General features: G+C 41.7%; 27 protein-coding genes. 6 read left to right on the forward strand and 21 right to left on the reverse strand.

The annotated features are described in order from the left end of the window. Positions 1–258 precede the first annotated feature (258 nt). Positions 259–567 carry a YerC/YecD family TrpR-related protein gene (locus ACJYYY_RS09265; RefSeq protein WP_035314895.1) on the reverse strand — a complete coding sequence of 103 codons (309 nt, stop codon included), beginning with the start codon at positions 565–567 and terminating at the stop codon, positions 259–261. Positions 568–653: 86 nt separating this feature from the next. Further along, complete coding sequence (locus ACJYYY_RS09270; protein WP_408868860.1) at positions 654–1,832, reverse strand: MFS transporter; 1,179 nt, start codon at positions 1,830–1,832, stop codon at positions 654–656. A gap of 575 nt (positions 1,833–2,407) precedes the next feature. Between ACJYYY_RS09270 and ACJYYY_RS09275 the strand changes: the two genes are divergently transcribed. From ACJYYY_RS09275 to ACJYYY_RS09300, 6 genes are all read left to right on the forward strand, one after another. Continuing rightward, a complete protein-coding gene (locus tag ACJYYY_RS09275) occupies positions 2,408–3,487 on the forward strand; it encodes an IS30 family transposase (protein ID WP_408868861.1) in 1,080 nt (359 codons plus the stop codon). A 117-nt stretch (positions 3,488–3,604) separates the two neighbouring features. Next, positions 3,605–3,928, forward strand: a complete 324-nt coding sequence (locus tag ACJYYY_RS09280) for a hypothetical protein (protein WP_156921139.1) — start codon at positions 3,605–3,607, stop codon at positions 3,926–3,928. 96 nt (positions 3,929–4,024) lie between these two features. Then, the gene (locus tag ACJYYY_RS09285; protein WP_035314045.1) at positions 4,025–4,387 is read left to right on the forward strand and encodes a hypothetical protein; all 363 of its coding nucleotides are present in this window, start codon (positions 4,025–4,027) and stop codon (positions 4,385–4,387) included. A gap of 21 nt (positions 4,388–4,408) precedes the next feature. Next, positions 4,409–4,954 carry a hypothetical protein gene (locus tag ACJYYY_RS09290; protein ID WP_035314042.1) on the forward strand — a complete coding sequence of 182 codons (546 nt, stop codon included), beginning with the start codon at positions 4,409–4,411 and terminating at the stop codon, positions 4,952–4,954. Positions 4,955–5,007: 53 nt separating this feature from the next. Then, positions 5,008–6,507: a hypothetical protein gene (locus tag ACJYYY_RS09295; protein WP_408868862.1), complete on the forward strand. Its 1,500-nt coding sequence runs from the start codon at positions 5,008–5,010 to the stop codon at positions 6,505–6,507. Then, positions 6,504–7,139 carry an ABC transporter ATP-binding protein gene (locus ACJYYY_RS09300; protein ID WP_035314039.1) on the forward strand — a complete coding sequence of 212 codons (636 nt, stop codon included), beginning with the start codon at positions 6,504–6,506 and terminating at the stop codon, positions 7,137–7,139. The genes ACJYYY_RS09295 and ACJYYY_RS09300 overlap by 4 nt, the downstream gene beginning before the upstream one ends. Positions 7,140–7,427: 288 nt before the next feature. On the opposite strand, the gene ACJYYY_RS09305 is transcribed toward ACJYYY_RS09300, so the two are convergent. The 19 genes from ACJYYY_RS09305 to ACJYYY_RS09395 all read right to left on the reverse strand — a co-directional run bounded on the left by ACJYYY_RS09305 (position 7,428) and on the right by ACJYYY_RS09395 (position 26,578). Continuing rightward, positions 7,428–8,129, reverse strand: coding sequence for a sensor histidine kinase KdpD (locus ACJYYY_RS09305; RefSeq protein ID WP_035314038.1), 702 nt, complete (start codon positions 8,127–8,129; stop codon positions 7,428–7,430). 195 nt (positions 8,130–8,324) lie between these two features. Continuing rightward, positions 8,325–8,963 carry an ABC transporter ATP-binding protein gene (locus ACJYYY_RS09310; RefSeq protein ID WP_408868863.1) on the reverse strand — a complete coding sequence of 213 codons (639 nt, stop codon included), beginning with the start codon at positions 8,961–8,963 and terminating at the stop codon, positions 8,325–8,327. A 10-nt stretch (positions 8,964–8,973) separates the two neighbouring features. Continuing rightward, the gene (locus ACJYYY_RS09315) at positions 8,974–10,149 is read right to left on the reverse strand and encodes an ABC transporter permease (RefSeq protein WP_408868864.1); all 1,176 of its coding nucleotides are present in this window, start codon (positions 10,147–10,149) and stop codon (positions 8,974–8,976) included. Continuing rightward, a complete protein-coding gene (locus tag ACJYYY_RS09320) occupies positions 10,115–10,363 on the reverse strand; it encodes a hypothetical protein (protein ID WP_408868865.1) in 249 nt (82 codons plus the stop codon). Before ACJYYY_RS09320 ends, ACJYYY_RS09315 begins: the two co-directional genes overlap by 35 nt. 205 nt (positions 10,364–10,568) lie before the next feature. Further along, positions 10,569–11,858 (reverse strand): phosphoribosylamine--glycine ligase, encoded by a 1,290-nt coding sequence (gene purD, locus ACJYYY_RS09325; protein WP_408868866.1) that lies wholly within the window; start codon positions 11,856–11,858, stop codon positions 10,569–10,571. 34 nt (positions 11,859–11,892) lie between these two features. Beyond that, a complete protein-coding gene (gene purH / locus ACJYYY_RS09330) occupies positions 11,893–13,428 on the reverse strand; it encodes a bifunctional phosphoribosylaminoimidazolecarboxamide formyltransferase/IMP cyclohydrolase (protein ID WP_035314034.1) in 1,536 nt (511 codons plus the stop codon). Then, on the reverse strand, positions 13,428–14,009 hold the full coding sequence (gene purN, locus ACJYYY_RS09335; RefSeq protein WP_035314033.1) for a phosphoribosylglycinamide formyltransferase: 582 nt from the start codon (positions 14,007–14,009) through the stop codon (positions 13,428–13,430). The genes purH and purN overlap by 1 nt, the downstream gene beginning before the upstream one ends. 1 nt (position 14,010) lies before the next feature. Further along, positions 14,011–15,051 carry a phosphoribosylformylglycinamidine cyclo-ligase gene (purM, locus tag ACJYYY_RS09340; protein ID WP_035314032.1) on the reverse strand — a complete coding sequence of 347 codons (1,041 nt, stop codon included), beginning with the start codon at positions 15,049–15,051 and terminating at the stop codon, positions 14,011–14,013. A 13-nt stretch (positions 15,052–15,064) separates the two neighbouring features. Continuing rightward, positions 15,065–16,498, reverse strand: a complete 1,434-nt coding sequence (purF, locus tag ACJYYY_RS09345; RefSeq protein WP_035314031.1) for an amidophosphoribosyltransferase — start codon at positions 16,496–16,498, stop codon at positions 15,065–15,067. Then, entirely contained in the window at positions 16,483–18,702 is a 2,220-nt protein-coding gene (purL, locus tag ACJYYY_RS09350) for a phosphoribosylformylglycinamidine synthase subunit PurL (RefSeq protein WP_408868867.1), read from the reverse strand. Before purL ends, purF begins: the two co-directional genes overlap by 16 nt. Continuing rightward, positions 18,692–19,372: a phosphoribosylformylglycinamidine synthase subunit PurQ gene (purQ, locus tag ACJYYY_RS09355; protein ID WP_035314030.1), complete on the reverse strand. Its 681-nt coding sequence runs from the start codon at positions 19,370–19,372 to the stop codon at positions 18,692–18,694. The genes purL and purQ overlap by 11 nt, the downstream gene beginning before the upstream one ends. Further along, positions 19,369–19,623, reverse strand: a complete 255-nt coding sequence (gene purS / locus ACJYYY_RS09360) for a phosphoribosylformylglycinamidine synthase subunit PurS (protein WP_035314057.1) — start codon at positions 19,621–19,623, stop codon at positions 19,369–19,371. Before purS ends, purQ begins: the two co-directional genes overlap by 4 nt. A 45-nt stretch (positions 19,624–19,668) precedes the next feature. Continuing rightward, positions 19,669–20,376 (reverse strand): phosphoribosylaminoimidazolesuccinocarboxamide synthase, encoded by a 708-nt coding sequence (purC, locus tag ACJYYY_RS09365; protein ID WP_035314029.1) that lies wholly within the window; start codon positions 20,374–20,376, stop codon positions 19,669–19,671. A gap of 150 nt (positions 20,377–20,526) precedes the next feature. Next, positions 20,527–21,831, reverse strand: a complete 1,305-nt coding sequence (gene purB, locus ACJYYY_RS09370; RefSeq protein WP_035314028.1) for an adenylosuccinate lyase — start codon at positions 21,829–21,831, stop codon at positions 20,527–20,529. Positions 21,832–21,847: 16 nt separating this feature from the next. After that, on the reverse strand, positions 21,848–22,978 hold the full coding sequence (purK, locus tag ACJYYY_RS09375) for a 5-(carboxyamino)imidazole ribonucleotide synthase (RefSeq protein WP_408868868.1): 1,131 nt from the start codon (positions 22,976–22,978) through the stop codon (positions 21,848–21,850). Then, positions 22,962–23,450 carry a 5-(carboxyamino)imidazole ribonucleotide mutase gene (gene purE / locus ACJYYY_RS09380; RefSeq protein WP_035314026.1) on the reverse strand — a complete coding sequence of 163 codons (489 nt, stop codon included), beginning with the start codon at positions 23,448–23,450 and terminating at the stop codon, positions 22,962–22,964. The genes purK and purE overlap by 17 nt, the downstream gene beginning before the upstream one ends. A gap of 420 nt (positions 23,451–23,870) precedes the next feature. Beyond that, on the reverse strand, positions 23,871–24,224 hold the full coding sequence (locus ACJYYY_RS09385; RefSeq protein ID WP_035314025.1) for a P-II family nitrogen regulator: 354 nt from the start codon (positions 24,222–24,224) through the stop codon (positions 23,871–23,873). Positions 24,225–24,239: 15 nt separating this feature from the next. Beyond that, positions 24,240–25,436, reverse strand: coding sequence for an ammonium transporter (locus ACJYYY_RS09390; RefSeq protein ID WP_035314024.1), 1,197 nt, complete (start codon positions 25,434–25,436; stop codon positions 24,240–24,242). A 179-nt stretch (positions 25,437–25,615) separates the two neighbouring features. Then, positions 25,616–26,578, reverse strand: a complete 963-nt coding sequence (locus ACJYYY_RS09395) for an AEC family transporter (protein ID WP_084038534.1) — start codon at positions 26,576–26,578, stop codon at positions 25,616–25,618. Positions 26,579–26,674 lie beyond the last annotated feature (96 nt).

Raw genomic sequence — 26,674 nt, forward strand, 5'->3', positions numbered from 1 at the left:
GTGTTGTATTCACGTTGTTTTTCTTCTTAAAAACACTAGCCTAATTATAACAAACATCACGCATAAAAGGTACTCGTTGCCCTAGCGTAATCCACCGTTTTCATTCCGTTAGAAAACAAAAAAACTTTAAAAGCACAGGTCTTTTAAAGTTTCAGATTGTAGACAAAGTCTTACAAGACTTCTTTTTGATTTAAAAATAAGCAAGTGACTGTGAAATCATTAGACTGACTAAACCTATTGTTATATGCGCTGGTTGTATTAGCCTTTAGTTTTATCTTCTTCATCTAAACGTCCCAATACAAGCTCATACGAATCATTACCCCAGTTAAGCGAACGTTTCACGCGTGAAATCGTTGCTGTACTCGCACCGGTAGCCGCTTCAATCTTGCTATACGTATGACCACTTCGTAGCATTTTTGCGACTTGAAAACGTTGTGACAATGCTTGAATTTCGTTGACTGTACACACATCATCAAAGAAATCGTAACATTCTTCAATACTCTTCATTGTTAACACACCACGAAAGAACTCATCGAGGCCTTCACCACGTAATTTTTCAATTTGCATGTTACTTTCCCCCTCATCCATTTTCTGCTGTATCTCTCTTTAACATTTTAACGCATTACATGACTAAAACGCAAGCCTTCTCTGTCTTAATCAGCCGTCTGATGACGGGTTGGGTCTTTCCAAAAGAACGCTAAGATTGTCCCTAATACAATCACAATTGTCGCGACATAAAAAGGATAGTCAATATTTATATCAAAAAAGATTCCTCCCAAAACCGGACCGAACACATTTGCAAGCGAGGTGAAAAAGGAATTCATCCCCCCAACAAAGCCTTGGTCATTACCCGCAATACGCGAGAGGTAGTTGGTGACTGCCGGACGGATAAGGTCAAAGCCTGTAAATAGTAAAAAGACGACCGCCATAATGAGCCAATATGAATGTGTAATCGTCACTGCAAAAGTGAGTAAGCCTGATAAAATCAACATCATTCGTACAAGATTGACTTCGCCAATTGCTCGCACGAGTTTATCGAAGACAACGATTTGACACACAACGCCAATAATTGCCCCACCTGTAATCGCAATCGCGATGTCACGTGGTGTGAAACCAAATTTATGATCGGTATACAAACTGAAAAACGACTCAAACAAGGCCATCCCAAAGGAAGATACAAAAATGACGATAAAGGCCATTAAGAATATCGGCAACACTATTTTGCGCAGACCGCCTTTAGCGGCTGCTTTACTATCAGCTGTTTCAAGATTTTGTCGTTCGGGTTCGCGTAAAAACACTAACGAGATGACGGCTGCGATCAAGGCCATGGTTGCTGCCGCAAAAAAGGGTGCTCGTGTGCCGTATTCGGCTAAAAAGCCACCAATACCAGGGCCGATAATAAAGCCGGTACCGATTGCGGCTGACATATACCCTAATGCTTTGGCGCGGCCTTTTAAGGTGGTTGAATCGACAATAAAAGCCGTTACCGCTGGCATAATAAAAGCGGCACTCATGCCACCAAAAATGCGGGAGACGAACAAGAGCTCCACCGAGGTACCGACTGCAAACAGCAGTTCAGAGAGCGAGAATATAAACAAGCCGATCACAATCATGATTTTTCGACCGAATTTATCGGCTGCTTTACCCGAAAAAGGCGATACGACTAATTGCGTTAAGGCAAAGGCAGCGGTCATGTATCCGACGACTGTTCCTGAAATATGTAATTCGTTCATTAAAGTCGGCATTACAGGAATGACTAAGCCAATCCCAATAAAGGCGATAAATAAATTGGCTAATAAGATGCCGATTGTAACATTATGTGTTGTTTTCATCCGTTCCTCCTCCATCGTACAGTAACTGTTTCAATATTATCTATTTTAGCATAGTTTAATGTGACTAGCTGACTACACGTGTTACTATTTTGCAGACTATTTTCTCCCAAAACTCCGTTACAATAGGATGTGCGTACCTCGCACAATCTTTCTCTGTTTGTGCGAGATACAGGCTCGTTAATTCTTTGCAGCAGCGGTACATTGGATATAGGAGGTTTTTAGATGAAGATTTGTCAAGCACTCAATTACACACAAGAGCAACTCGTGGAAAAAGCCCTGGTCAGTCGATCAACGATTTCAAATTGAGAAACAAACCGCAATTACCCTGATATTCAAATGATTGTTGATTTATCAAACATCTTGGATATTTCGTTAGATGCGCTCTTAAAAGGAGATGAAACTGTGGTCACACATATTGCCAATGATACTAAACAACGTAAAAAAAAAGTTTTAAAATTAAAATACTGGCGAATTGTATAATCAAGTTAGCCACCTGAATTTATAAAAAAAGTGCCTTAGCGAAAAATCATGTATTATTGAGGTTACGACACCAAACAATAAAGGATGATTTTGCTATGACACTCATAAAGAATAACACATTTAAAACAAAACATACACACCTTTCTGTTGCCGAACGTAGGATGATACAAATGTTACTCCGCAAGAAAGAATCACATCGGTCAATTGCTTATTTACTCAACCGGTCACCTCAAACAATTAACAACGAAGTTAAAAGGGGAATAATCACGAAAAGATTTCGATTGAAAGTAAACAAAAAACAAAGCACCGTCTTTCTTGTTCGTTCTTACTCGCACAAAAAGGGACAAGCTTGTTATGAACTCAAGCGCAAAAATTGTGGCCGTAAATACAAATGGATTTCCTGCGTTGCCTTCATTGAATATGTCACTCGAAAAATAGCAATTGATAAATGGTCACCTGATGCAATCGTTGGCTATGCCAAACGCCATCAGCTTTTTTCAGACGATGAAATGCTTTCAGTAAAAACACTTTATCATCTGATTGATGCTGGTTTCTTAGGCGTCAAAAACATTGACTTGAATAAAAAGGTATCACGACAAATTAAGAAACAAAAAAGTCGTAAGAACAAGCGTATATTAGGACAATCAATTGAAAAACGTCCAGACATCGTTGATGTCCGAGAAGAATTAGGGCATTGGGAAATTGATACTGTTGTTGGTCTGAAAAATAAAGCAGACGCTGTTTTATTAACATTGACTGAGCGTAAAACACGATTTGAATTCATACTCAAAGTCGAAGGAAAACAAGCATCTTTTGTGAATAAAGCCCTCTTACACCTTAAGAAACAGTGTGGATCATATTTTGGAGCCCTCTTTAAAACCATTACTGCGGATAATGGCAAAGAATTTTCAGGCATCAATGAGTTGCTCAAAGATACACTGGCTATTTATTTCACACATCCTTATTCCTCTTGGGAACGTGGCACCAATGAAAATCATAATGGAATCATTCGAAGATTCATTCCAAAAGGACGTTCTGTCAGTGATGTAAGTGATCAACTTGTCCAAAGGATTCAAACATGGATGAATAATTTGCCACGTCGGATTTTAGGATTTCAAACACCAAAAGAGCTATTTTTAGAAGAAATTACAAAACTTCAGCTGTTCACAAATTAAAAAGTAAACTTACTATCATGATTCGGCACGTGGTGGCTAACTTATTCTTGCAATTCATGAAATTAAAATACTGTCTAGCTATATTTTAATTTTCACTCTCGCTCTGTTTTTTTTTTTGTGGCTCACCCTAAGGTTACAAGTATCACGCAGCCACAACAAATACTTAATGCGCACATGGATGCCGCAAAAGCTACAATTGATGTTTACACTGATTTACCCTTTTATAAAAGCCTTACAAGTTATTGGTGTAACAACAATCAAACAGATTCAGCTATGTTAGAAGTTTATTTATCTGTCTCGAATGATTTCTCATTAACCAACAAAGAACATCTGCAAATTAATGCTTCTGTGTTTGATTTAACTAAAATCAAACGACTCAACTTTTATGATGAACAACATACACTGATAAAAACAATCAAAGTCATGCCTAGCGCGCTTTAATTATTCACCCTTAATAATTTTTAAAGTCTATTTACCTTGTAATTAGCTATTCGATGTTTTAGACTAAGTCTATCAATTATAAAGGAGATGATTTTCATGATTAACTTTCCAGTGAAGTGTTTTTTCCTTTTCCTCATCCTCAGTACATCCATCGTCCCTCCTGTTAACGCACAGACTCTGTCTGATTCAATTAATATTGACCAGACACCTACAGATATCAATCGGATAGAAATAGATGCCGGTGGTGGGAAATTCCGATACATGGTTCAAATGTCAATAATATTTCAATACAGACAAAAGAGTGAATACGATCACTCTAAAAAAGAACACCGGACGACATCGATGATGAACGATGTTTATTCCTATTCACCATGGGTTAAAGCAAAAAAAACGGCAAAAGCTCAGACTGCGTGGTATTGGAGTTATAGCTCTAATAACTCTTATTGGTCAACACGTTAATAAAGAAAGGGTGCATCCCTAATGAAAAAAGCGTTACTCCTTAGTTTCACTACCATTGCTTTGCTCTTGTTCTTCTCAACACGCTTTTTTTTAACAGTTCAACAAGCGCAGCACTACCAAGCAGTCAAAGATAATCGCTCCTATAACGTGACATTTGCGGATAACGCTGATGTCATCGATACACACTCGTGGTCACAACAATTAAAGACACTTAGTCAGACCTATCAGTTTAATCTTTATAAAATAGCCGCGCGCTCAAACGCGACGACCCAAGTCGTCTATGCTCAATTAACGCAGAATAAGCAACGAATTCTGGCTGAATTAGACCTTGAAGCGATTGGAAATAGCCATTATAGTAATCGGAACCACCTGTTTTCAGCAATGAATCAGTTGGTTCTTTTACCTTTGAATCAAATGACAGACGACGACCTTAAAAGTGGCAACTATCGCATTCAACGAAGTAAGACTTCGCCAGCAATCGAAATAATCGTTGCACATATCCAACAAGAAACAGGTGTTGCCATTACCATCGCGCCCCACCTCAAACGGGAGGAAGTCCCCCTATAATTGGGGCTCAAGCCGCTATTTTTCTTAGCCTCGTTTTAACAGTCCTCATTTTAATGCTCCTGTTAATTTGTGATTACTACATTAACTACCGCCACAATAGCATCAAATTAATGCTCGGTTTCCGGCGCTTTTCTCTGTTACATGATATTCTCCGCAAACAGTTGCCCTATACCCTACTCATTCCATTGGTGGCGCTTTCATTCGCCCTGTTCGATTATTTTTATCATGGAATTCAGCCAGCCTTTAAGGTTGCTTTATTTGCGATTTCCCTCGGTTTACTTGCCTTCATTATTAGCTATATCATCCTCAGCATTGCCCTCAGTCTTTATCCTTTTAACGCCCGCTCACTCAAAGGTGATACTCCCCTCAAACGAATGGTACAATTGCTTCTTGGTGCAAAACTATTCATCAGCCTTCTATTACTACTGCTTTTACAACTAGGCTATCAACAATTTTATTATGTCGTGACAGAACAAGCAAAAACAGACCGTATCATCACTGCCGTCGCTCATCATTATTACTTACCACTACGGTTCGCCTTAACACAAAAGGCCGACGAAAAAGCAATTTTGAGCCAACTTGTGCGTCACAATCAACTGTTTGCTGATTATTACAAAGAAGGACTCTTACTTTTTTATCCAACCTCTGACACCGACGAACAATTACAGGAAAATCGTTACTCACCAGGTCATGAACCTTATACAACGAATGAGGTCTGGGTCTCACCTGACTACTTGGCGCTAAACGATATCCGCGATACGAACGGACAAGCACTCCACTTTAACAATGACGATGACACGCTCATCACGCTCATACCCTCGCACTATTATTCGCAACGCGCACACATCAAAAAAGCGATTGAAGAAGAACATCGCTTCCAAAACATTGAATTAGGACAGGCCTTCGGTTTAAAAAGCAAGCCTGAACCACTACATTACCGCTATATTGAAATTCTCGATAATCAGCCATTACTCACCTTTCTTCCCTATCAACGTCCGCTTAAAAATCCCGTCATTAAAGTGTTAACTGTTCAAAATGTTGATCCGAACTTATCGGCCTATGCGGATAGTATGAGTGGCAACGCAAACAGTTTTTTTGTTGGAAACCCCTCAACAACGCATGCATCACTCAAAAAAATCATCCGAAAACACGGGTTTCAAAAAACGTATCCCCAAATCATTCCTGCTCAGCATTATCTCAAAGACAAATTGAGTGATTACAGTAGCCTTTTACGCCTGCTTGGCACATTGCTCGGAGTCTTAAGCTTGCTTTATTTACTGCTAACCTTTGCCTTCACTCACCATTATTTATTGCTCCATGTAAAAAAAAACCAGGTACTGCTCCAACACGGCTACTCGCTGACACGCTTGTTTGCCCCACTCTTCCTCATCGCTTGCCTTCCATGGCTCGTACTACTTTGTTACAACTTATTTGGGACACATAAGGTCATTTATAGTTGGCTGTTTTTCACACTCGCATTGTTGGAGTCCGGTTTGCTCTATTGCTACCTCTACCGTATTAAAAATAGTTTACTGAAAGGAAGTCGGCAATGAAACTCACCTTACGTCACGCAACCAAACGCTTCGATGATAAAATCTTATTCAAACAGTGCTCCTTCACGATTCCATCTGGCAGCTTTGTCGCCATTAAAGGTAAAAGTGGTGCTGGAAAATCCACCTTACTCAATTGCCTCGCCTTAATTGAACCCCTCACAAGTGGTCAATTATTGTTCGATGAAACCGATGTTACCATGCTGTCCTGGTCTAAAAAAAGTCGCCTTTACCGCCAGGACATCAGTTTTATCGTCCAAGACTTCGGCTTAATGCCCAACGAAACCGTCATGGAAAATCTTATCATCGCGCTAAGATACGAACGATTATCCGCTAAAAAGTGCAAACAACGTTGCCTAGCTGTGTTATGCAAGGTTAATTTAGCTGACACCCTTCTTGATGAACCGATTTTCCGTTTGAGTGGTGGCGAGCAACAACGGGTCGCCATTGCTCGCTGCTTACTCCGACAACCACGCCTATTATTTGCGGATGAACCAATTAACGCCCTCGACCGTGATAATGCTGCCGACATCATGAGATTGCTCCAAGCGATTAATGCGAGTGGCTGTACAGTTGTGCTAGTCACACATGATGATACGTACGACAACTGCTATGATGATGTAATCTATTTATAAAAGTGAAAGCAACCCGTTAGAAGCAAACAGCTTGGAAGAAAAAGGTGAGCGATTATTTACCGTCGCAAGCCTTTTTCTGAAAGGTGAAAGCTTCTGGTTGATTGAACTGGACAATTAAAAGTGAAAGCAACCCGTTAGAAGCAAACAGCTTGGAAGAAAAAGGTGAGCGATTATTTACCGTCGCAAGCCTTTTTCTGAAAGGTGAAAGCTTCTGGTTGATTGAACTGGACAATTAAAAGTGAAAGCAACCCGTTAGAAGCAAACAGCTTGGAAGAAAAAGGTGAGCGATTATTTACCGTCGCAAGGAGCACTCTTAAGGCTGATTTCCGCCGTGAAGTAATTGTTGGCTTGATGATCAATCGTAAAGACATAGGGTGTATTAATTAAAATCGTTTTGATTATATAAATACCTAAGCCCGTTCCTCGCTCAGAGCCAAAGGCCATAAACGGCTCACCAATTCGATTCCAATTAATCTTCCCTTTATCTTCAAACTGATTGGCAATGATGATGCGATCAGCTAATACGTAAATTTTAATTGCCGTTCGCTCGACTGTATAATGAATGGCATTGCTCACTAAATTCGACAAAATTTTCTCTAACATTTTTTCATCGAGCTTCATATAAAACTCAGTTTCAATCGTTCGTTCAACCGTCAACTGCTTATCATCTAACAACACATCATAGTTGGTAATGACACGATCTAATACTCGTGAAACCGCACTTTTCATATTATTACTTGCTAAATATTTTCGTTGTGTCACAAATAAGATTTCTCTGATAAGTTTTTCTAAATTAGTCATTTGTTGATTGACCTGCCCAATTACAGTCCGATTGGCATCGTCCAATTGCAATTCATTCAACAACAGCTTGGTCGACATCAACGGTGTTTTCATTTCATGCGTAATGCCTTGTAAGAGTGCTAAATTTGACTGTTCTAATGACTTAACGACCTGCATTTCTGTTTCGATTTTTCGCTGAGATTGTTCCAATGAGGCATATAACTGTTTGACCTGCTGTTCAATATCGTAATATTATCTTCAATAATCAAAATGTTTTTAGACATCGTTTCACCTCTTTATTTCAATCTAACAGACTCACTTTTACAGTACAACTAACTCCCCTCGTACTACGATAAAAACAGCCAAGCGATGTTATCATCGACCTGGCTGTTTTGATACATCAGCTTAATCTTTCAACACAACTAACTCCCCTGCCTTTAACGTTAAAACGATATCGGTTTGATTCGCTAGTTGGCGATCGTGCGTCACCATAATAATACATTTACCTTCTAATTTTAAATGCTCGAAGATTTCCAACACATGTTTCGCATTATTTTTATCAAGATTTCCCGTTGGTTCATCAGCAATAATTAATTTTTCATCTAAGGCGACCGCCCGTGCAATCGCTACCCGTTGCTGTTGACCACCTGATAAATCAGCACATTTTTTCTCTAACGTTTGTCCCACAATTCCAACAGATTTCAAAATTTCTTTTATCTGCGCGATTGTTTTCACTTTAGCATGAATGTCGAGTGCCAATCGAACATTCTCAACCGCTGATAAGTACGGTACTAAATTAAAGGCTTGAAAAACATAGCCGATTTGGCGACGGTAACAATCGAAGTTCGTCACTTTTTTTGTTTGATACCAAATTTCACCTGTTTGTAAAAAATCCAATCCTGATATAACGGATAAAAACGTGCTTTTACCAACACCAGATTCCCCTACAATCGCGTATATTTTACCCGCTTCGAACGTAAAACTAATTTGATTCAACACCTGTTGCTCATGATAATGATGTGAGATTTTTTTTATTTCTAACATAGTATTCCTCCTATTCTTTCGTCGATAATATTGTTGTTGGACTTTTTTTCAGTAGACGCATCGTTGGTATCAAGGTCGATATCGCCGTAATTACAAGCGTAATCAAGAATACAAAGAGGGCACCTGTGATATCCAGCTTATTTTTTTCATCAATTCCTGTATCAGCATCTAATTTTGTACTCGTGTCTTCGACATAATTCGGCCCTTTTGGCATGCCCGTATTGGCACTGTCATTTTCACTAATGGTCGTCGACATTTCTTCATTGACAAAATTGGTCGCCAGTGGGGTTGTTACAAAACTAGCCACCCCAAAACTAATAATAAAAGTTGCGATGAGCACAAAGGCCACTTCTAAAAACATCTGGGCTAAGATATTCACTTTTTTCTCACCTAGCGCCAGTAATAGGCCAATTTCTCTTTTTCGTTCGCGTAATGATAACAGCATCACCAAACTGATAATTAAGGCTGCCACAATAAAAATAACAATTTTCAATGTCGTAAACATGCTAATCAATTTATCAATCATTTCACTAATCGTTTTAAATTCACCATAACTGCTCTTGAACTCAAGCCAACCATAATCACCGCCATCAGCTTTCATTTCGGCAATAAACTTATCCGTATCAGCGGGATCCTTAAGTTCTACTTTAATCTTGTCATAGCCTGTAAAGGGTGAAGGTGCTTGACCTGCCAAGTTTTCTTTTTTCAATGTGTTAACTAGCTTTTCATTTGCATACATCAACGTTTTTTCTTGCTGTTTCAAAACATCCGGGTTATCGGCTGTTAATTCAAACACACCTGTAATTGTTGCTTTGAATTTTTTCTTTGTTTGGCTGTCATCCATATTTTGTAATTCTAACTCTAAGGTGTCGCCAATGTTAACCTTGTATTCATCGATATAAGCCTGTGATACAATCACTGGATTTTTGACTTTCGAGTCACTTGGAAGCTTACCATCTAACAAATCAATGTTTGATGAAGCCACTTGTTTATTAGTACTATCTAAAATTGACACCTGTGTATCTGTTGCAGCATAACCTGCACGTGGATCTTTTTCCTTACTTGAAAACTGTGTAAAGACACTTTCTTTTGCTTGCACAGAAAAATCTTTCACATATTTTGATTTTTTTACTTTTTTGACCATTTCTGCATCAATCGCTTTTTTTTGATTTTCCCGAATCAGCACTCATCATCTCTTGCATAATCGTATCAAGATTGATATTAATTGAGACAATCGCATTCACTTTATCGCGATTCGTATTTAAGACTTCCTTCAATGATTGTTGCACCGCGGAACCTGATATTAAAAAAGTTAAGACGACTAAAAATAACAACCCTAGAATTAACGTCCTCTTTTTTAAATTAATTGTGCTCTTTAGCATTCGCTTTAAAACCTTCACTTAATCACTCCTCTTCTTTGTTAACGTTAGTATAAACAATCGATATAAAGCATGAATGAACCCTATGTGAAGTTAAGATGAAGTTGCTACACGCAAAAAAACAGGTAATCAAATGATTACCTGCCAGCTTGTAGACAAAGTCGAATTAAACTGCTATTTCTGTGACACTAATTGCAGCAACTCTGGCTACGAATACCGATTAAGACTATCTTGGTGACGTTGGTCGTTCTGCTGTCGCTGCCCGATGTCCAATATCTTCACGGTATACGAGTTCACGCGTATCGATTTTTTTCAATTCTTGATAGAGCATTGCTTGGGCTGCTTGCATTGTCTTCGCCCGCATTGCTAACAAACTGACACGACCACCATTAGTAACGAGTTCGTTTGTGGCATTTAAAGCCACACCCGCATGAAACACAGCCGTGTCATGATTGAGTTGTTCAAACCCAGCGAGTAATTTGCCGTTTTCATACGCCTGTGGGTAGCCTTTGCTCGCGAGCACAACACCTAAGGTGACACCGTCAGTTTGCCATGTAAGTGTGGGTGTGCGATGCGCTAATATATCGGTAATCACAGTCGCGAAATCCGAGGTCAAGCGATCGAGTACCACCTGTGTTTCAGGATCACCAAAGCGGGCATTGAACTCAATTACCTTCGGACCTGATGCTGTCAAGATAAGTCCGGCATATAGAATCCCTGTAAACGAACGTTCTTCCGTTACCATTGCTACCGCCGTCGGTTTTAAGATTGTTTCAACCGCCTCATTAATGACCGCTTGACTGATATGATGTACAGGCGCATATGCCCCCATTCCACCCGTGTTCAAGCCTTTATCTCCCGCTAAGGCCCGCTTATGATCCTGAGCAATAACCATCGGATAGACGTTTTCACCATCAACAAAGGCCATCAATGAAAATTCTTCACCAACCAAGAAGTCTTCCACTACAATTGCCGCACCTGAGGCGCCAAACTGGTTATCACAGAGCATTGCATAGGCGGCTTCGAGTGCTTCGGTCGTTGTTTCAGCGACAACGACACCTTTACCAGCTGCAAGCCCATCCGCCTTAATCACAATTGGCGCTCCCTTCATTTCGATGTAGGTTTTCGCTTCGTCATAAACCGTAAATGTTTGAGAGGCTGCCGTCGGAATGTGATACGATTGCATCAGCTGTTTGGCAAAATCCTTGCTTCCTTCAATAATCGCCGCCTTTTTTTGCGGACCAAACACCTGAATGTTGGCTGCCTGTAAGTCATCGACTACACCTGCTAACAATGGCACTTCTGGCCCGACAAAGACCCAATCAAGCCGCTGTTTTTTTGCAAAGGCAATCAGTTCTTGACTATCGGTTTCAGCAATAGCGATGCATTTAATACCATCTTGCGCCATACCGGCATTGCCTGGTACACAATAGACGCGAGTCACTTGGGGACTTTTTTGTAGTTTTTTGCTGATGGCATGCTCACGCCCACCACTGCCAATCACTAACACTTTCATTTCAATTCCTCCTCAGTTAAGCAACAGCCATTAATTAATGTTTAAAATGACGCACACGCGTAAATACCATCGCGATACCATGTTTGTTTGCTTCATCAATCGATGCTTGATCTTTCATTGAACCACCCGGTTGAACAATCGCACGGATACCTACCTTTGCTGCTTCTTCAATCGTATCAGGCATTGGGAAGAACGCATCACTTGCTAATACCGCGCCTTGCGTACGTTCGCCCGCTTGTTCAAAAGCAATTTTAGCTGCACCAACGCGGTTCATTTGTCCGGCGCCGACACCAACTGTTTGTTGATGGTCACCGATGACAATCGCATTTGATTTAATATGTTTAACAACCTTCCACTGAAATGCAAGCGCTGCGAGTTGTTCAGCTGTTGGTGCCACTTCAGTGACAACTTCCCACTGAGACTCATCTTCTATGACAACATCACTCGATTGAATCAGTAAACCGCCCGCTACACTTGTTTTAACATGTGACACAGGTGCCGCTCCATCAATTGGTAATTGTAATAATCGGAGGTTTTTCTTTTGTGTCAACAGCTCTAAGGCCGCTTCACTATAACTTGGTGCAATTAATATTTCAAGGAACATTTTGCTTAAATGTTCAGCCGTAGCTAAATCAATCTCACGGTTAAATGCGAGTACTCCTCCAAAAATCGAGGTTGGATCGGCTTCATATGCTTTCAAGAAGGCCGCTTCAATCGTTGTACTTAAACCGACACCACAAGGATTCATATGTTTAACAGCCACAACCGCTGCTTCAGTAGTAAATTCTTGGACGATTTGTAAGGCCGCATCAGCATCACGGATATTATTGTAGGACAATTCTTTGCCATGTAATTGATCAGCCGTTGCAATCGATGCCTGTGTTGCAATCGGTTCCTCATAAAAACTCGCTGATTGATGCGGGTTTTCACCATAACGCAACGCTTGTTTACGATTATAGGTTAACGTTAATTTTTCGGGGTATTCTTCGCCAACAACCGTCGTTAAATACCCAGCAATCAATGCATCATAAGCAGCTGTGTGACGGAATACTTTTGCAGCTAAACGTTGACGTGTTGCAAACGTCGTGTCGTCATGCTCGCGTAATTCAGCTAAGACGACATCATAGTCAGCCGCATCAGCAATCACAGTGACACTTTGATAGTTTTTTGCTGCCGAACGTAACATTGAGGGACCACCGATATCAATGTTTTCAATCGCATCGGCTAACGCCACATCTGGCTTTGAAATCGTTGCTTGAAACGGGTATAAATTGACCACAACAAGATCAATCAGTGTGATATCGTGTGCAGCAACTGCTGCCATATGTTGTTCATCATCTCGACGGGCTAATAAGCCACCATGAATGAGTGGATGTAAGGTTTTGACACGACCATCTAACATTTCAGGAAAGCCTGTTACTTCTTCAATCCCGATTACAGGTAAACCTGCCTCAGCGATTAACTCCTTTGTACCTCCAGTCGATACAATTTCAAAATTAAGGGCAATTAATTGCTCAACCAACTCTAATATTCCTGTTTTATCTGACACACTAATTAATGCTCGTTTCATTATTTTGCCACCGTTCCCTTCGATTGTATAAGTGCTTGAATGACTGCTGGGTAATGTTTGTATTCTGCTTGATGAATCCGTTCTTCCAATTGGTCTAATGTATCTGTTTTTAAGCGTGGTACCTTAAATTGGGCAATCGGTCTGCCAGTGTCCATTCCTGCATCGACGTAATGAATCGTAATGCCTGTTTGGGCGTCACCCGCATTATACGCTTGCTCAATTGCCGCCTTACCTGGATAAAGTGGTAGTAACGACGGATGCAAATTAATGATTCGGCCTTCGTAAGCCGCCAGTAAGGTTGGGCCAATCAGTCGCATGTAGCCTGCGAGTACGACTAACTCAATCGTTAATTCCACTAAGCGTTGTGCGATCATCTTTTCAAACGCCGCCTTTGTTTCAAATGCACGTGGATTAAACACCAATGTTGCAATGCCTTGACTTTTGGCCCGTTCAATCACGAGTGCCTCCGCGCGATCACAGACGAGCAAGGCAATTTCACCAGCTAATGCACCCGTCTGACTCGCACGTAACAAAGCCGCAAAATTCGAGCCGTTACCTGAAGCAAAAATTGCTAATTTCATCTTAGGCCTCCTCAAAATAAACAGTATGGGCTTCGTCAGTTTGAACCGAACCAATCACATAAGAAGCCTCACCAGCTGCTAGCAAGGCCGCTTGGGCCGTCGCCACATCTGCTGGTGCAACCGCGACAATCATCCCAATCCCCATGTTGAATATTTCGTACATTTCAAGTGGTGGTACAGCACCATACGTTTGTAAAGCCCCAAAAATCGGTAACATCGGCCACGAACCTAGTGTGATTTTGGCTGAATAGTTTGACGGTAACATCCGTGGAATGTTTTCGACAAAACCACCACCAGTTACATGACTAATCCCATGAATTGCAACTTCCTTTTGTAAGGCTAAAATCGGTTTGACGTAAATTTTCGTAGGTTTCAATAACTCATCAGCAAGTGGTTCTGCTAATTTAGGTAATTGTTCAGTGAGGCTAAAGTTATTTTGTTCAAACATAATCGCACGTACAAGCGAGTAACCATTACTATGAATGCCGCTCGAAGGAATGCCAATCAAGACATCACCGGCTTGCACCCGCTCGTTCGTAATCACCTGCTCTTTTTCAACTGCACCGACAGTAAAGCCTGCTAAATCATAATCGTTTTCACCGTACATGCCTGGCATTTCAGCTGTTTCACCGCCGACCAAAGCACAGCCCGCCTGCTCACAACCCGTCGCGACACCGGCTACGATTTGTTCAAGTCGTGTTGGTATCGCCTTGCCGGTTGCAATGTAGTCTAAGAAAAACAACGGTTCCGCTCCTTGTGCAACGATGTCGTTGACACACATAGCCACACAGTCGATGCCGATTGTTTCATGTTTATCGGCCGCAATAGCAACCATTAATTTAGTACCGACCCCGTCAGTGCCCGAAATAAGCACCGGTTGCTTTAAGCCAAGGGTTGAGAGATCAAACATCCCGCCAAACCCACCAATTGCCCCCATTACACCAACGCGCTCTGTGCGCTTCACATGTTTTTTGATACGTTCAACTGTTTCGTAACCTGCGTTTACATCAACACCGGCACGTGCATAAGCATTCTTTGTCATCATCTCGTCCTCCTTAGCGTATTGAACTCTCTTTTAAACTCTCACGGTACGATTGTTCATAGTCATATAAGCCCGTTGGATAATCGCCATTGAAGTAGGCCATCGTAATGCCACCATACTTCTCATTCGGGAACGGACGACCAATCGCATCGACGAGTCCATCACAGCTTAAGTACGCCAATGAATCAGCCCCAATTTGCTCACAAATTTCAGGCACAGTGTAGTTGGCTGCAATTAATTCGCGACGTGTTTGAATGTCAATGCCATAAAAACAAGGGTACATTAACGGTGGTGAGGCAATCCGCACGTGTACTTCTAACGCACCCGCCTCACGCAGCAACCTCACAATGCGTTTACTCGTCGTACCACGGACAATCGAATCATCAATCATAATGACACGCTTGCCTTTAACGACACCACTAACTGCCGACAGTTTCATCTTCACACCTTGCTCACGAAGCTCTTGGCTTGGTTGGATAAACGTGCGGGCGACATAACGGTTCTTAATTAAGCCGAGTTCATACGGCAACCCGACTTCTTCGGCATATCCAATCGCTGCTGAAATACTTGAATCAGGGACACCAATCACCATATCAGCTTCAATTGGTGCTTCTTGGGCTAAGGTAACCCCCATCCGTTTACGTGCCGTATGCACGTTAATTCCAGCAATATTAGAATCAGGACGCGCAAAGTAAACATATTCCATGCTACAAATGGCATGTTGTGTATCTGTACGGTAATGGTCAATGTGCATGCCATCCTTATCAAAGATAATCATTTCACCCGGCTCAACATCGCGAACAAACTCAGCACCAACAACATCAAAGGCACACGTTTCTGAAGCAACGACGTACGAATCGCCTAAACGACCAATCGACAAGGGACGAAATCCACTCGGATCCAACGCACAAATCATCGCATCCTCTGTTAATAATAAGTAGGCAAAACCACCCTTTACCTGACAGAGAGCTGCTTTTAGATTATCATAAAAGTCATCTGAAATCCCGCGCTTAATAAGATGGGCAAGCACTTCCGTATCTGAACTCGACTGAAAAATAGCACCTTCACGCTCGAGCTTGCCACGCAATGTGTCAGCATTAATTAGATTACCATTATGAGCAAGTGCTAACGATGAGTTTTGAAAGTGGAACAACATCGGTTGCACATTTTGCAACGTCTTACCACCAGCTGTGGCATAGCGCACATGACCAATGGCACCTGCTCCCTGTAGCTCATCCAATTCACCATTTTTAAAAACATCGGCGAGCAAGCCTAAGTTACGGTGACCGTCGATTTTTTCGCCGTCAGTGACACAAATGCCTGCGCCTTCTTGCCCTCGATGCTGTAAACTATGCAAACCAAAATAAGTAACAGATGGCGCTTCATCATGTCCCCAAACACCAAAGACCCCACATTCTTCATTTAATCCTCTTATTTCAGTAGACATGGCAGTGTCGCCTCCCAAGCAGTTTCTAAAACAGCTGTGTTCACTTCAACGTCTTCATTTGTTGCCTGTACCCGTAGCACACCGTCAGCACTCACCTGCCCAATTGCAACAGCTGCTTCACCAAACTGAGCCGCAAAAGCGTCGTGGTTAGCCGCTGAGACTGAGACTAAAAAGCGTGATTGTGATTCACTGAACAAGAGGTCACTCGTAAATGGCACTGTCACATTAACACCAAACTTGCCTTTAAAGGCTGATTCCGCCAATGCAATTGCCAAACCACCCTCAGCTAAATCATGAGCCGAAGCGACTAATCCACTACGAATCGCTGTTAATAATTGTGATTGATACGCTTGCTCGATAGTTAAATCAATCGTCGGAGCTTTACCACTAATCGCACCTTCTTGCAGTTTTTGCAATTCTGAACCGTTAAATTCAGCCTTCGTTTGACCGATTAAGAAGATGGAATCGCCCGCTTGTTTGAACGATTGCGTTGTGACATGTTCTAATTCCGTCACCAAACCAACCATCCCAATGACCGGTGTCGGATAAATAGCCTCACCATCTGTTTCATTGTACAAGGACACATTTCCTGAAATAACGGGCGTATTTAACACACGACAGCCTTCTGCAATACCATCCGCTGCTTGCTCAATTTGCCAAAAAATTTCGGGTTTTTCGGGATTTCCAAAGTTTAAGCCATCTGTAATCGCCAACGGTTGCGCTCCTGAACACACAATGTTCCGTGCGGCTTCAGCCAACGCAATTTGACCACCGACTTTTGGGTCTAAGTAAAGGTAACGTGAATTGCAGTCAACCGTCATCGCAATCGCCTTGTTCGTCCCACGAACGCGCAGCACTGCGGCGTCAGAACCTGGTAACACGACCGTATTTGTACGTACTTGGTAGTCAAATTGTTCATACACATGACGTTTACTCGCAATTGTCGGTTGGGCAATTAATTGCTCCCACAACTTCGCAGTATCAGCAATGACCGGCACAAACGGTGCCTGTGCTTGAAAATCACGGTATTGCTGTGGTTCACGTGCTTCTTTATGATAAACGGGTGCATCTTCTGCCAATGCATCTACCGGCACATTCGCGACAATTTCACCGCCATGACTAATGGTATACATGCCATCATCAGTTACCTCGCCAATAATAACGCCTTCTAAGCCATAGCGTTCAAACAGCGCTTGAATCTCATGTTCATGCCCTTTTTTAATACAGAGTAACATCCGTTCTTGTGATTCCGACAAGAGCATTTCATAAGCACTCATCTGCGTTTCACGTTGCGGGACAGCATCCATGTTCAAGCGTAAGCCTGATCCGGCTTTTGATGCCATTTCACTCGATGAACTCACTAATCCGGCTGCACCCATGTCTTGAATTCCGACTAATATAGCCGAATGGTTTTGAATGACTTCTAAACAGGCTTCGATTAGTAGTTTTTCCATGAATGGATCGCCTACTTGAACAGCTGACCGTTGTTGTTCGCCTTCTTCACTGAATTCAACCGAGGCAAAGGTTGCACCATGAATGCCATCACGACCTGTTTTTGCTCCCACGTACATTACCGAGTTTCCGACGCCAGCAGCCTTTCCTTTTTGAATGTCTTTTTGATCGATAATACCGACACACATCGCGTTAACAAGCGGGTTTTTAGCATAGCTTGGTTCAAATTGAATTTCACCACCGACTGTTGGAATACCAATTGAATTCCCGTAACCAGCAATACCCGCGACTACTTCATTCACTAAGTACTTTGTATGGGCGTTATCAATCTCACCAAAACGTAACGAGTTTAACATTGCAATCGGTCGAGCGCCCATCGAGAAAATATCACGGATAATGCCACCGACACCTGTCGCTGCTCCTTGATACGGTTCAACGTATGACGGATGATTATGACTTTCTACCTTAAAACAAACACCTTGTCCATCACCAATATCAACAATCCCTGCACCTTCACCAGGTCCCATTAACACTTGCTCACCCGTTGTTGGAAACTTCGCCAACACCGGTTTCGAATTTTTATAGCTGCAATGTTCTGACCACATCACTGAGAACAGCCCTGTTTCGGTATAATTCGGTTGGCGTTTTAAGATGGTACAAATGAGGTCATACTCAGCGGGAGTCAAGCCCATTTCTAAGTAAAGTTGTTCCGTTGCAATTGTTGCTGCACTAGGCTCTGTTTTAGTTAGCATTTGTTTCCCTCCATTGGTTGACGATTGATTGAAATAGTTTTAAACCATCTGCACTACCGAGCAAGTCTTCAACCGCTCGTTCTGGATGAGGCATCATTCCTAATACATTGCCCGCTCTGTTTGTTATACCTGCAATCGCCTCACGCGATCCGTTTGGATTCTCACCTTCGTACGTAAAGACAATTTGTTGATTGGCTGTCAGTTCAGCTAAAGTCGCATCATCACAATAATAATTTCCTTCACCATGGGCAATCGGAATGCTTAAACGCGCCTCCTTGTCATATTGATTCGTAAATAAGGTCGCATTATTCGCCACTTTGAGTGTCACTGTCTTACAGATGAAATGGAGGTTTTGATTACGAATTAACGCCCCGGGTAACAATCCACTTTCTGTCAAAATTTGAAAACCATTGCAAACACCGAGCACTGGTTTGCCTTCGGTGGCAAAGCGCATCACCTCTGACATTATCGGTGCAAACTTAGCAATCGCACCCGTTCTTAAATAATCGCCATAAGAAAAGCCACCTGGTAATAATACGGCATCAAAGCCTTCAAGCGATGTCGCTTGATACCAAACGTAGTCTGCCTTCTCGTTTAAGTTGTCGCGAATTGCATGTAACATATCTAAATCACAGTTTGAGCCTGGAAATTGAATGACTGCAAATTTCACGCTTCTTCAACCTCCTCAATCTCATACCAATAGTTTTCCATCACTGGATTTGCAAGTAATTTATCACATATTTCATTGACGACTTCCTCAACTGGACGCTCACTTTTGGCTATCATGATTTCCATGTACTTACCGACACGGATGTCTTGTACCTCTTGATAATCCATACTGTTTAATGACTCTTTAACTGCCACCCCTTGTGGGTCTAACACACTCTTCTTCAACGTTACATACACCTTTACTTTAAACATCGTCATGACATTCACTCCTTATTTTATGATGTGTGTCTCACTACCTTATGCCGTTAATCGTCTCAATACTTCTTCATAAACCGATACTAGGTCGCCTAAGTCGCGGCGAAAAACATCCTTATCGAGTTTTTGCTTCGTTTCACTATCCCATAAGCGACAGCTATCCGGCGATATTTCATCCGCCAGCACAATTGAGCCATCTGCTAAACGCCCAAGTTCAATTTTAAAATCAACAAGTTCGATATTTGCGGCTTTGAAACGCTCTTGCAGAAGGGCGTTTATCGTATGTGCGACTGTTTTAAGCTCTGCGATTTCGGCCAGGGTCGCTAGTCCTAAAAAACGGATGTGATCTTCATTGATGAACGGATCATCTAAGGCATCATCCTTGTAATAAAATTCAACGATGGGTTCCGCCAAGACAGCCCCTTCAGCCACGCCTAGTTTTTTAGCCAGCGAACCCGCCATCACATTACGAACGACGACTTCAAGCGCAATGACATCCACTTTTTTAACGAGTTGCTCTGTTTCTGATAATGTCTCAAGTAAGTGTGTTTGCACACCGTTTTTTTCCAAGTAATGAAATAATAAGGTTGAGATTTGGTTATTCAAACGACCTTTATTAGCAAATGCCGTTTTACGTGCCCCATTCAATGCTGTTGCATCATCTTTATACGTCATCCAAATGACGTTTGGTTCATCTGTTGCGTACAACGATTTTGCTTTTCCTTCATATAGTAAGTGACCTTTTTGCATGGTATTTCCCCCTATATAGCCTTATTTATTTAGAATACTCCGAAAATTCGGTATATTGAATAAGAGAAAACGGTATGTCGTCATCCCTTACAAGTAGTGTGCAATGCCTATCAACCCAACTGGTGATAAGCATTGCACGCTGCCATTTCTTTATTTTTTAGTGAGTAAACCTAAACGTTCAAAGATAAAATCAACTTTTGTGAGGTGGTAATTGTAGTCAAAGCAGGCTTCAATTTCAGCTGCTGATAACTTAGCAGAAATTAATGGATCATTTTCGATTAGCGTACGGAATGGCACAGCTTCTTCCCATGATTGCATCGCAAGTGGTTGCACTGTATCATAAGCTGTTTCACGTGCTAAACCTTTATCAATTAGTGTTAATAACACATGTTGTGAATAAATCAAGCCGTGCGTTGCTTCCATGTTGCGCTTCATATTTTCAGGGAAAACAGTTAAGTTTTTCACAATGTTCCCGAAACGATTCAACATGTAGTTTAAGAGGATGGTTGCATCAGGTAAAATAATACGTTCAGCTGATGAATGTGAGATATCACGTTCATGCCATAACGTTACGTTTTCAAAGGCTGTCATCACATGCCCACGAACCACACGCGCTAAACCTGTCATGTTCTCAGAACCGATTGGGTTGCGTTTATGCGGCATCGCTGATGATCCTTTTTGCCCTTTGGCAAAGGCTTCTTCAACTTCACGAATTTCAGATTTTTGTAATCCGCGAATTTCAGTCGCGAATTTTTCGATTGAGGTCGCGATTAACGCTAATGTACTCACATACTCAGCGTGACGGTCGCGTTGTAACACCTGTGTTGAGATTGGATCCGCATCGATGCCGATTTTGTCACAAACATATTTTTCAACAAACGGATCAATGTTTGCATATGTGCCAACCGCACCGGAAATTTTGCCACATTCGATGCTTTTTGCCGCATGTTCAAAACGTTCCAAGTTACGTTTCATTTCTGAGTACCAAAGGGCTAACTTCAAACCAAAGGTTGTCGGCTCGGCGTGTACACCGTGCGTCCGTCCCATTGTTACGGTATCTTTATGTTCAATCGCTTTGTTTTTAATGATTTCGATGAAGTTATGTAAATCTGTGCGTAAAATATCATTCGCTTGTTTGAGTAAATAACCGTTCGCTGTATCGACAACATCCGTTGAAGTTAAGCCGTAATGTACCCATTTTTTTTCGTCTCCGAGCGATTCTGAGACTGAACGCGTGAAGGCTACCACGTCATGACGCGTTTCTTTTTCGATTTCAGCAACACGCGCGCTATCAAATGTTGCATTCGCACGAATTTTTTTGGCATCTTCTTTCGGGATCACACCGAGTTCCGCCCATGCTTCATCAGCTAAAATTTCAACTTCGAGCCATGCTTTATAGCGGTTTTCTGTTGTCCAAATATTGCCCATCTCTGGTCGAGTGTAACGTTCTATCATTTGTAATTTCCTCCAATTAATCCCAAATACGGGTGTTTTTTAGTTCTGCTTGAGTTGTTTCGAGTGTGTCCGTTAGAATGGTCAGGTGACCCATTTTCCGATTGTGTTTGGCCTCATCTTTGCCATACATATGAATGTGCCAGTGCGCCTTTTGGCCAATCTGAGCATAAGTTTGCTCGACGTGTTGACCAAGAACATTCGTCATCACCGCCCCACTTAACAACTGCGGTTTTGGCAACGGCCAGTTGCAAATGGCGCGAATATGCTGGTCAAACTGCGACACATCACAGGCTTCCATCGTATAATGCCCCGAATTATGAGGTCGTGGTGCAAGTTCATTCACATACACAATCTCATCTGCTGCCACAAATAACTCAATCGCCAACACACCTACCAGATCGAGTGCTAACGCGAGTTTCTGTGCAATCGCTTCTGCTTGTTGCACAACGGCTGCAGATAAGCGTGCCGGCGCCAATGTTTGATGCAAAATATTATGCCGATGAATGTTTTCGACCACGGGAAAGGTTTCTATCATCCCCCCATGGTTTCGTGCCACAATAATTGATGCCTCTGCTTCAAACGGAATCCAAGCCTCCAATACACAGGGGCCGTGTGCTAATAATCCAACGGCCTCATCAATATCTGTTGCTGAGTGTAACACGACTTGTCCTTTACCATCATAGCCACCATTACTTGTTTTTAAGACACACGGATAACCAATGCCAACAATTTCCTGATCGATGTCATCACGTTCGACGATGACCGCAAACGGTGCAACATTGATGCTTAAATCACTCAAATATGTCTTTTCAAGAATACGATCCTGCGTAATCGCTAATATCGATGCAGAAGGCGCCACCACTGTTGTTTTTTCAATCAGTTGTAACGCATTGTAATCAATGTTTTCAAATTCATAGGTCACGACAGCGGCACGTTCAGCTAACACTGTTAATGCGGCTTGGTCGGTGTAGTCTGCAACAATGTGTTCATCGCATACTTGCGAGCACGGACAGTTTCTTTGCGGATCAACCACAATCACATAAAAGCCCTTTGCTTTTGCTGTTAAGGCTAACATTTGACCAAGCTGCCCACCCCCGATAATACCAATTGTTTGGCCGGGATACAACTGTTTATTCAAGCGAATCACTACTTTCTATTACGCTTAGGCGCATATTTTCGCGTGTTCGCGCTAATTTTTCAGCTACTGTCTCATCTGTGATACTCAATATTTGCGCGGCCAGTAAAGCGGCATTTTTAGCACCTGCCTCACCAATTGCTACTGTTGCCACAGGCACACCACCTGGCATTTGCACGATTGATAACAATGAATCGAGGCCATTGAGTGCTTTTGATTTAATCGGAACACCGATAACAGGCAAGGTTGTTTGTGCCGCTATCATACCTGGTAAATGAGCGGCACCACCTGCTCCGGCAATAATAACTTTGAGACCGCGTTTTCGAGCTGTTTTAGCATAGTCAAACATTAAATCTGGTGTTCGATGTGCTGACACAACTTTTTTCTCATAAGCGATACCATATTCTGCTAATAAATCACAGGCAAGTTTCATTGTGGGCCAATCTGACGTACTGCCCATCACTACACCAATTTCAATTGTCATAGACGCCTCCTGAGTTGTTTGTTCTAATACGACTTTGAGTCCATCTTTCTTCCCTAAAATCACGTGTCTTGCTTTCATGTTCATTGTAACAAACAAACATAAATACCGTCAACTTATAATCGAACGATTTTACAAAGTATTTATTTAATGTTCGTGTTTTACACGTTTATTGTTTTCCTTATCACTAACTCGTTACACTTAACACCCTATCTGGCTATTTTGGGTGCTCAAAAAAAGGAATCGCAATGAGCGATTCCTGTCAGATTGTAGACCAAGTCCAACTTATTTACGAGCGCTGGTAAACAAGCGCTTGAACGACCTGTCGAATTGATAAACGCTTGAACAAACTGATTTCACTTTCGTTTCCCCTAATTCAATCAATGCAGTTTAGAACGGGCTTTAAAATACTTTCAGTTCTCCCTATAACGCTTCGCTACCTTCTTTACCAGTCCGAATATCAACAACCTGTGAAATTGGATAAACGAAAATTTTACCATCACCAGGTTCGCCGGTACTCAAGATTTTTTTCGTGACATCAATCACCGTTTCGACCGGCACTTCATACACAACGATTTCAATCTTGATTCGCTCAAAGACGCTTGTATCATGTTTAACACCACGATATAATTCAAGTTCTCCTTTTTGAAGGCCTGTTCCCAATGCATTTGTCACCGTAATACCGGTAATCCCAACTTCTTTCAAAGCTGTTTGCAACTCATAAAACTTGCCATCTCGTGTAATGATTTCAACTTTATAGATTCCTGTATTTACCATAGTATCATCCTCCTCTTATTCGCGGTAAGCCCGTTCCCCATGAATTGTTATATCTAACCCCGTTTGTTCTGCTTGTTTTGTAACGCGTAAAGATGTAACTAAACCAACAACCTTAGCAATCACAAACGTCATGACTGCTACAAATACAACCGTGATAATGATAGCTAAAAACTGATCCCAAACAAGCAGTGGATTTCCAGTCAATAACCCATCAACACCACCGACTGTTTTGTTAGCAAAGACACCTGTAAGTAGCGCGCCAATCGCACCACCCACACCATGTAAGCCAAAGGCATCAAGCGCATCATCATATCCTAAACGTGGTTTCAAGAACGTAATTGCCCAATAACACCCGGCTCCTGTTAACAAACCAATAAACAACGAACCAGTTAAGGTAACGAAACCTGCAGCTGGTGTAATACCTACCAAACCAGCTAATGCCCCACTCATCGTGCCTAGTAACGTCGGTTTCTTATTCACCACCCATTCAAGACCTACCCAAGCGACAATCCCAAAGACTGCAGCTGTACTCGTATTAACAAAGGCATGCATCGCGACATCGTTTAAGCTAAGCGCGCTCCCTGTGTTGAAACCAAACCAACCTAACCACACGAGCGTACCACCAATACCTACTAAAGTTAAATTGTGCGGTAAGGTAACTTCTTTCCGTTTACCAAGCATTAACGCCAGTACTAATCCCGTTACACCTGATGCAATATGTACGACCGTTCCTCCTGCAAAATCAAGGGCCCCGATATTAACACCGATAAAACCGCCCCCCCATACCCAGTGAGCAACGAAGGTATACACTAATAGTACCCATAAGGTGATGAACAATAACCATGCGCTAAATTTCATCCGTTCGGCTACTGCCCCACTAATAATAGCGACTGTAATCGCACAAAAGGTCAGTTGGAACATCATATTTAAAACATCAGGAATCCCTTCCTTCGGAATGTTAAAACCAAGATCATTTAACCAGATATAATCAAAACCACCAAAGAAAGCATTGCCCTCTGAGAAAGCTAAACTATAACCAATCATTACCCATAAAATAGAAACAACAACAATTGCAGAAAAACTATACATCGCGGTACTCAAAACATTTTTCGTTTGTCCCATACCGCCATAAAAGAATGCCAATCCGGGTGTCATTAACCATACTAACAATGTGCAAAGAAATACAAAACCTGTATCTGCCATAAGAACCATCTCCTTTTAAGATAAGCATTTAGAAAGTTATCCTTCTATGAGATTGAATTATACGGCAACTTTTAGGTACTAAGCAATAATTGTCAGAATATTCCGTTATTTTTGTGAGATAAGCTAACAAAATTGGCGTTTTTGATAGCTTGTTAAGATAATACTGTTCTCGTTGGTTAATAAAACGCTTAAAACTGAATATTCGAAACTGCTAATAATAGGAACGGAATTGCAATTAAAGCTGTTAAGGTACTTAACGTCACCATGATTGCAGCGTAATCAGAATCCGCCCCACTTACCTTCGCAATCACCGGTGCATTGGTCATGACTGGCATTGCCGCTTGAATAATAAAAACCTCTTTCATCAGTTGCGGAATATCCGCATAATAAACGATACATAACATCACAAAGGGCGATAAAATAAAGCGACCAAGTAAAATTCCCCAGGCATCCTTTGTTAGGCGAACATTTTCAAGACCCGCATTAAAAATACAAATCCCGATAAACAACATTGATAATGGCGTTGTCATACTGCCTAAATAATTCATATCTGCCATGATAAACGTTGGCAGTTTGACGTTAAACATCAACAAGGCAACCGCCACTAAAAAAGCGAGAAAAGGTGGTGAGAACACCCGTGATAAAGTCACTTTTAAAGAAGGTCGTTCGAGCTCATGTTCACCATCTTTGGCGATTAGATACGCACCAAGTGTCCAAAAACAAATCGTATTTGCCATGTAATAAATCAGCACATACGGTAAACTCGTTGTGCCAAACAACGCGAGGTTCACTGGTAAACCAATGAAAATCGTATTCGAATTAAGAAACATCGATTTAAAGGTGCCACGACGTCCTTCATTAACACCAACTACCTTAACTGCCAATAATGAGAGTAAAAACATCACTGCCATTGATATAAAGGGATAGATTAACCCTGGAATTAAGTCAATCAATTGTGACCGTGTAAAATCCGTTAAAATATTATTAACCATGTATAGCGGTAAAGCTACCATAATAATTAAGCGCACAATCACGCCGGTTGTTCGGTCATCGAACCACTTTTTACTGCATAAATAATAGCCAAGTGCAATCATCACTAAAATTGTTAAAATGCCTTCGGCGCCCTGTAAGAGAACCGCCATAAAAATCATCTCTTTCCTGTCCTTTTTTGAAACTATTTCATTATACCATTACTCAACTACTACCGTGACTATTTGCAAAAAAAAACAGCCAAATGGCTGCTCACT

This window comes from Brochothrix campestris (assembly GCF_046058945.1).
Lineage (GTDB): Bacteria > Bacillota > Bacilli > Lactobacillales > Listeriaceae > Brochothrix > Brochothrix campestris.

Coding starts and splice junctions, on each gene's coding strand:
- ACJYYY_RS09300 (WP_035314039.1), top strand. CDS start 6,504: ATGAAACTCACCTTACGTCACGCAACCAAACGCTTCGATGATAAAATC.
- ACJYYY_RS09390 (WP_035314024.1), bottom strand. CDS start 25,436: ATGGTTCTTATGGCAGATACAGGTTTTGTATTTCTTTGCACATTGTTA.
- purM (WP_035314032.1), bottom strand. CDS start 15,051: ATGACAAAGAATGCTTATGCACGTGCCGGTGTTGATGTAAACGCAGGT.
- purL (WP_408868867.1), bottom strand. CDS start 18,702: ATGCTAACTAAAACAGAGCCTAGTGCAGCAACAATTGCAACGGAACAA.
- purF (WP_035314031.1), bottom strand. CDS start 16,498: ATGTCTACTGAAATAAGAGGATTAAATGAAGAATGTGGGGTCTTTGGT.
- ACJYYY_RS09385 (WP_035314025.1), bottom strand. CDS start 24,224: ATGGTAAATACAGGAATCTATAAAGTTGAAATCATTACACGAGATGGC.
- purC (WP_035314029.1), bottom strand. CDS start 20,376: ATGCAAAAAGGTCACTTACTATATGAAGGAAAAGCAAAATCGTTGTAC.
- ACJYYY_RS09295 (WP_408868862.1), top strand. CDS start 5,008: ATGCTCCTGTTAATTTGTGATTACTACATTAACTACCGCCACAATAGC.
- purS (WP_035314057.1), bottom strand. CDS start 19,623: ATGTTTAAAGTAAAGGTGTATGTAACGTTGAAGAAGAGTGTGTTAGAC.
- purE (WP_035314026.1), bottom strand. CDS start 23,450: ATGACAATTGAAATTGGTGTAGTGATGGGCAGTACGTCAGATTGGCCC.
- ACJYYY_RS09265 (WP_035314895.1), bottom strand. CDS start 567: ATGCAAATTGAAAAATTACGTGGTGAAGGCCTCGATGAGTTCTTTCGT.
- purB (WP_035314028.1), bottom strand. CDS start 21,831: ATGATAGAACGTTACACTCGACCAGAGATGGGCAATATTTGGACAACA.
- ACJYYY_RS09290 (WP_035314042.1), top strand. CDS start 4,409: ATGAAAAAAGCGTTACTCCTTAGTTTCACTACCATTGCTTTGCTCTTG.
- ACJYYY_RS09395 (WP_084038534.1), bottom strand. CDS start 26,578: ATGATTTTTATGGCGGTTCTCTTACAGGGCGCCGAAGGCATTTTAACA.
- purH (WP_035314034.1), bottom strand. CDS start 13,428: ATGAAACGAGCATTAATTAGTGTGTCAGATAAAACAGGAATATTAGAG.
- ACJYYY_RS09275 (WP_408868861.1), top strand. CDS start 2,408: ATGACACTCATAAAGAATAACACATTTAAAACAAAACATACACACCTT.
- purD (WP_408868866.1), bottom strand. CDS start 11,858: ATGAAAGTGTTAGTGATTGGCAGTGGTGGGCGTGAGCATGCCATCAGC.
- ACJYYY_RS09310 (WP_408868863.1), bottom strand. CDS start 8,963: ATGTTAGAAATAAAAAAAATCTCACATCATTATCATGAGCAACAGGTG.
- ACJYYY_RS09270 (WP_408868860.1), bottom strand. CDS start 1,832: ATGAAAACAACACATAATGTTACAATCGGCATCTTATTAGCCAATTTA.
- purN (WP_035314033.1), bottom strand. CDS start 14,009: ATGAAATTAGCAATTTTTGCTTCAGGTAACGGCTCGAATTTTGCGGCT.
- ACJYYY_RS09285 (WP_035314045.1), top strand. CDS start 4,025: ATGATTAACTTTCCAGTGAAGTGTTTTTTCCTTTTCCTCATCCTCAGT.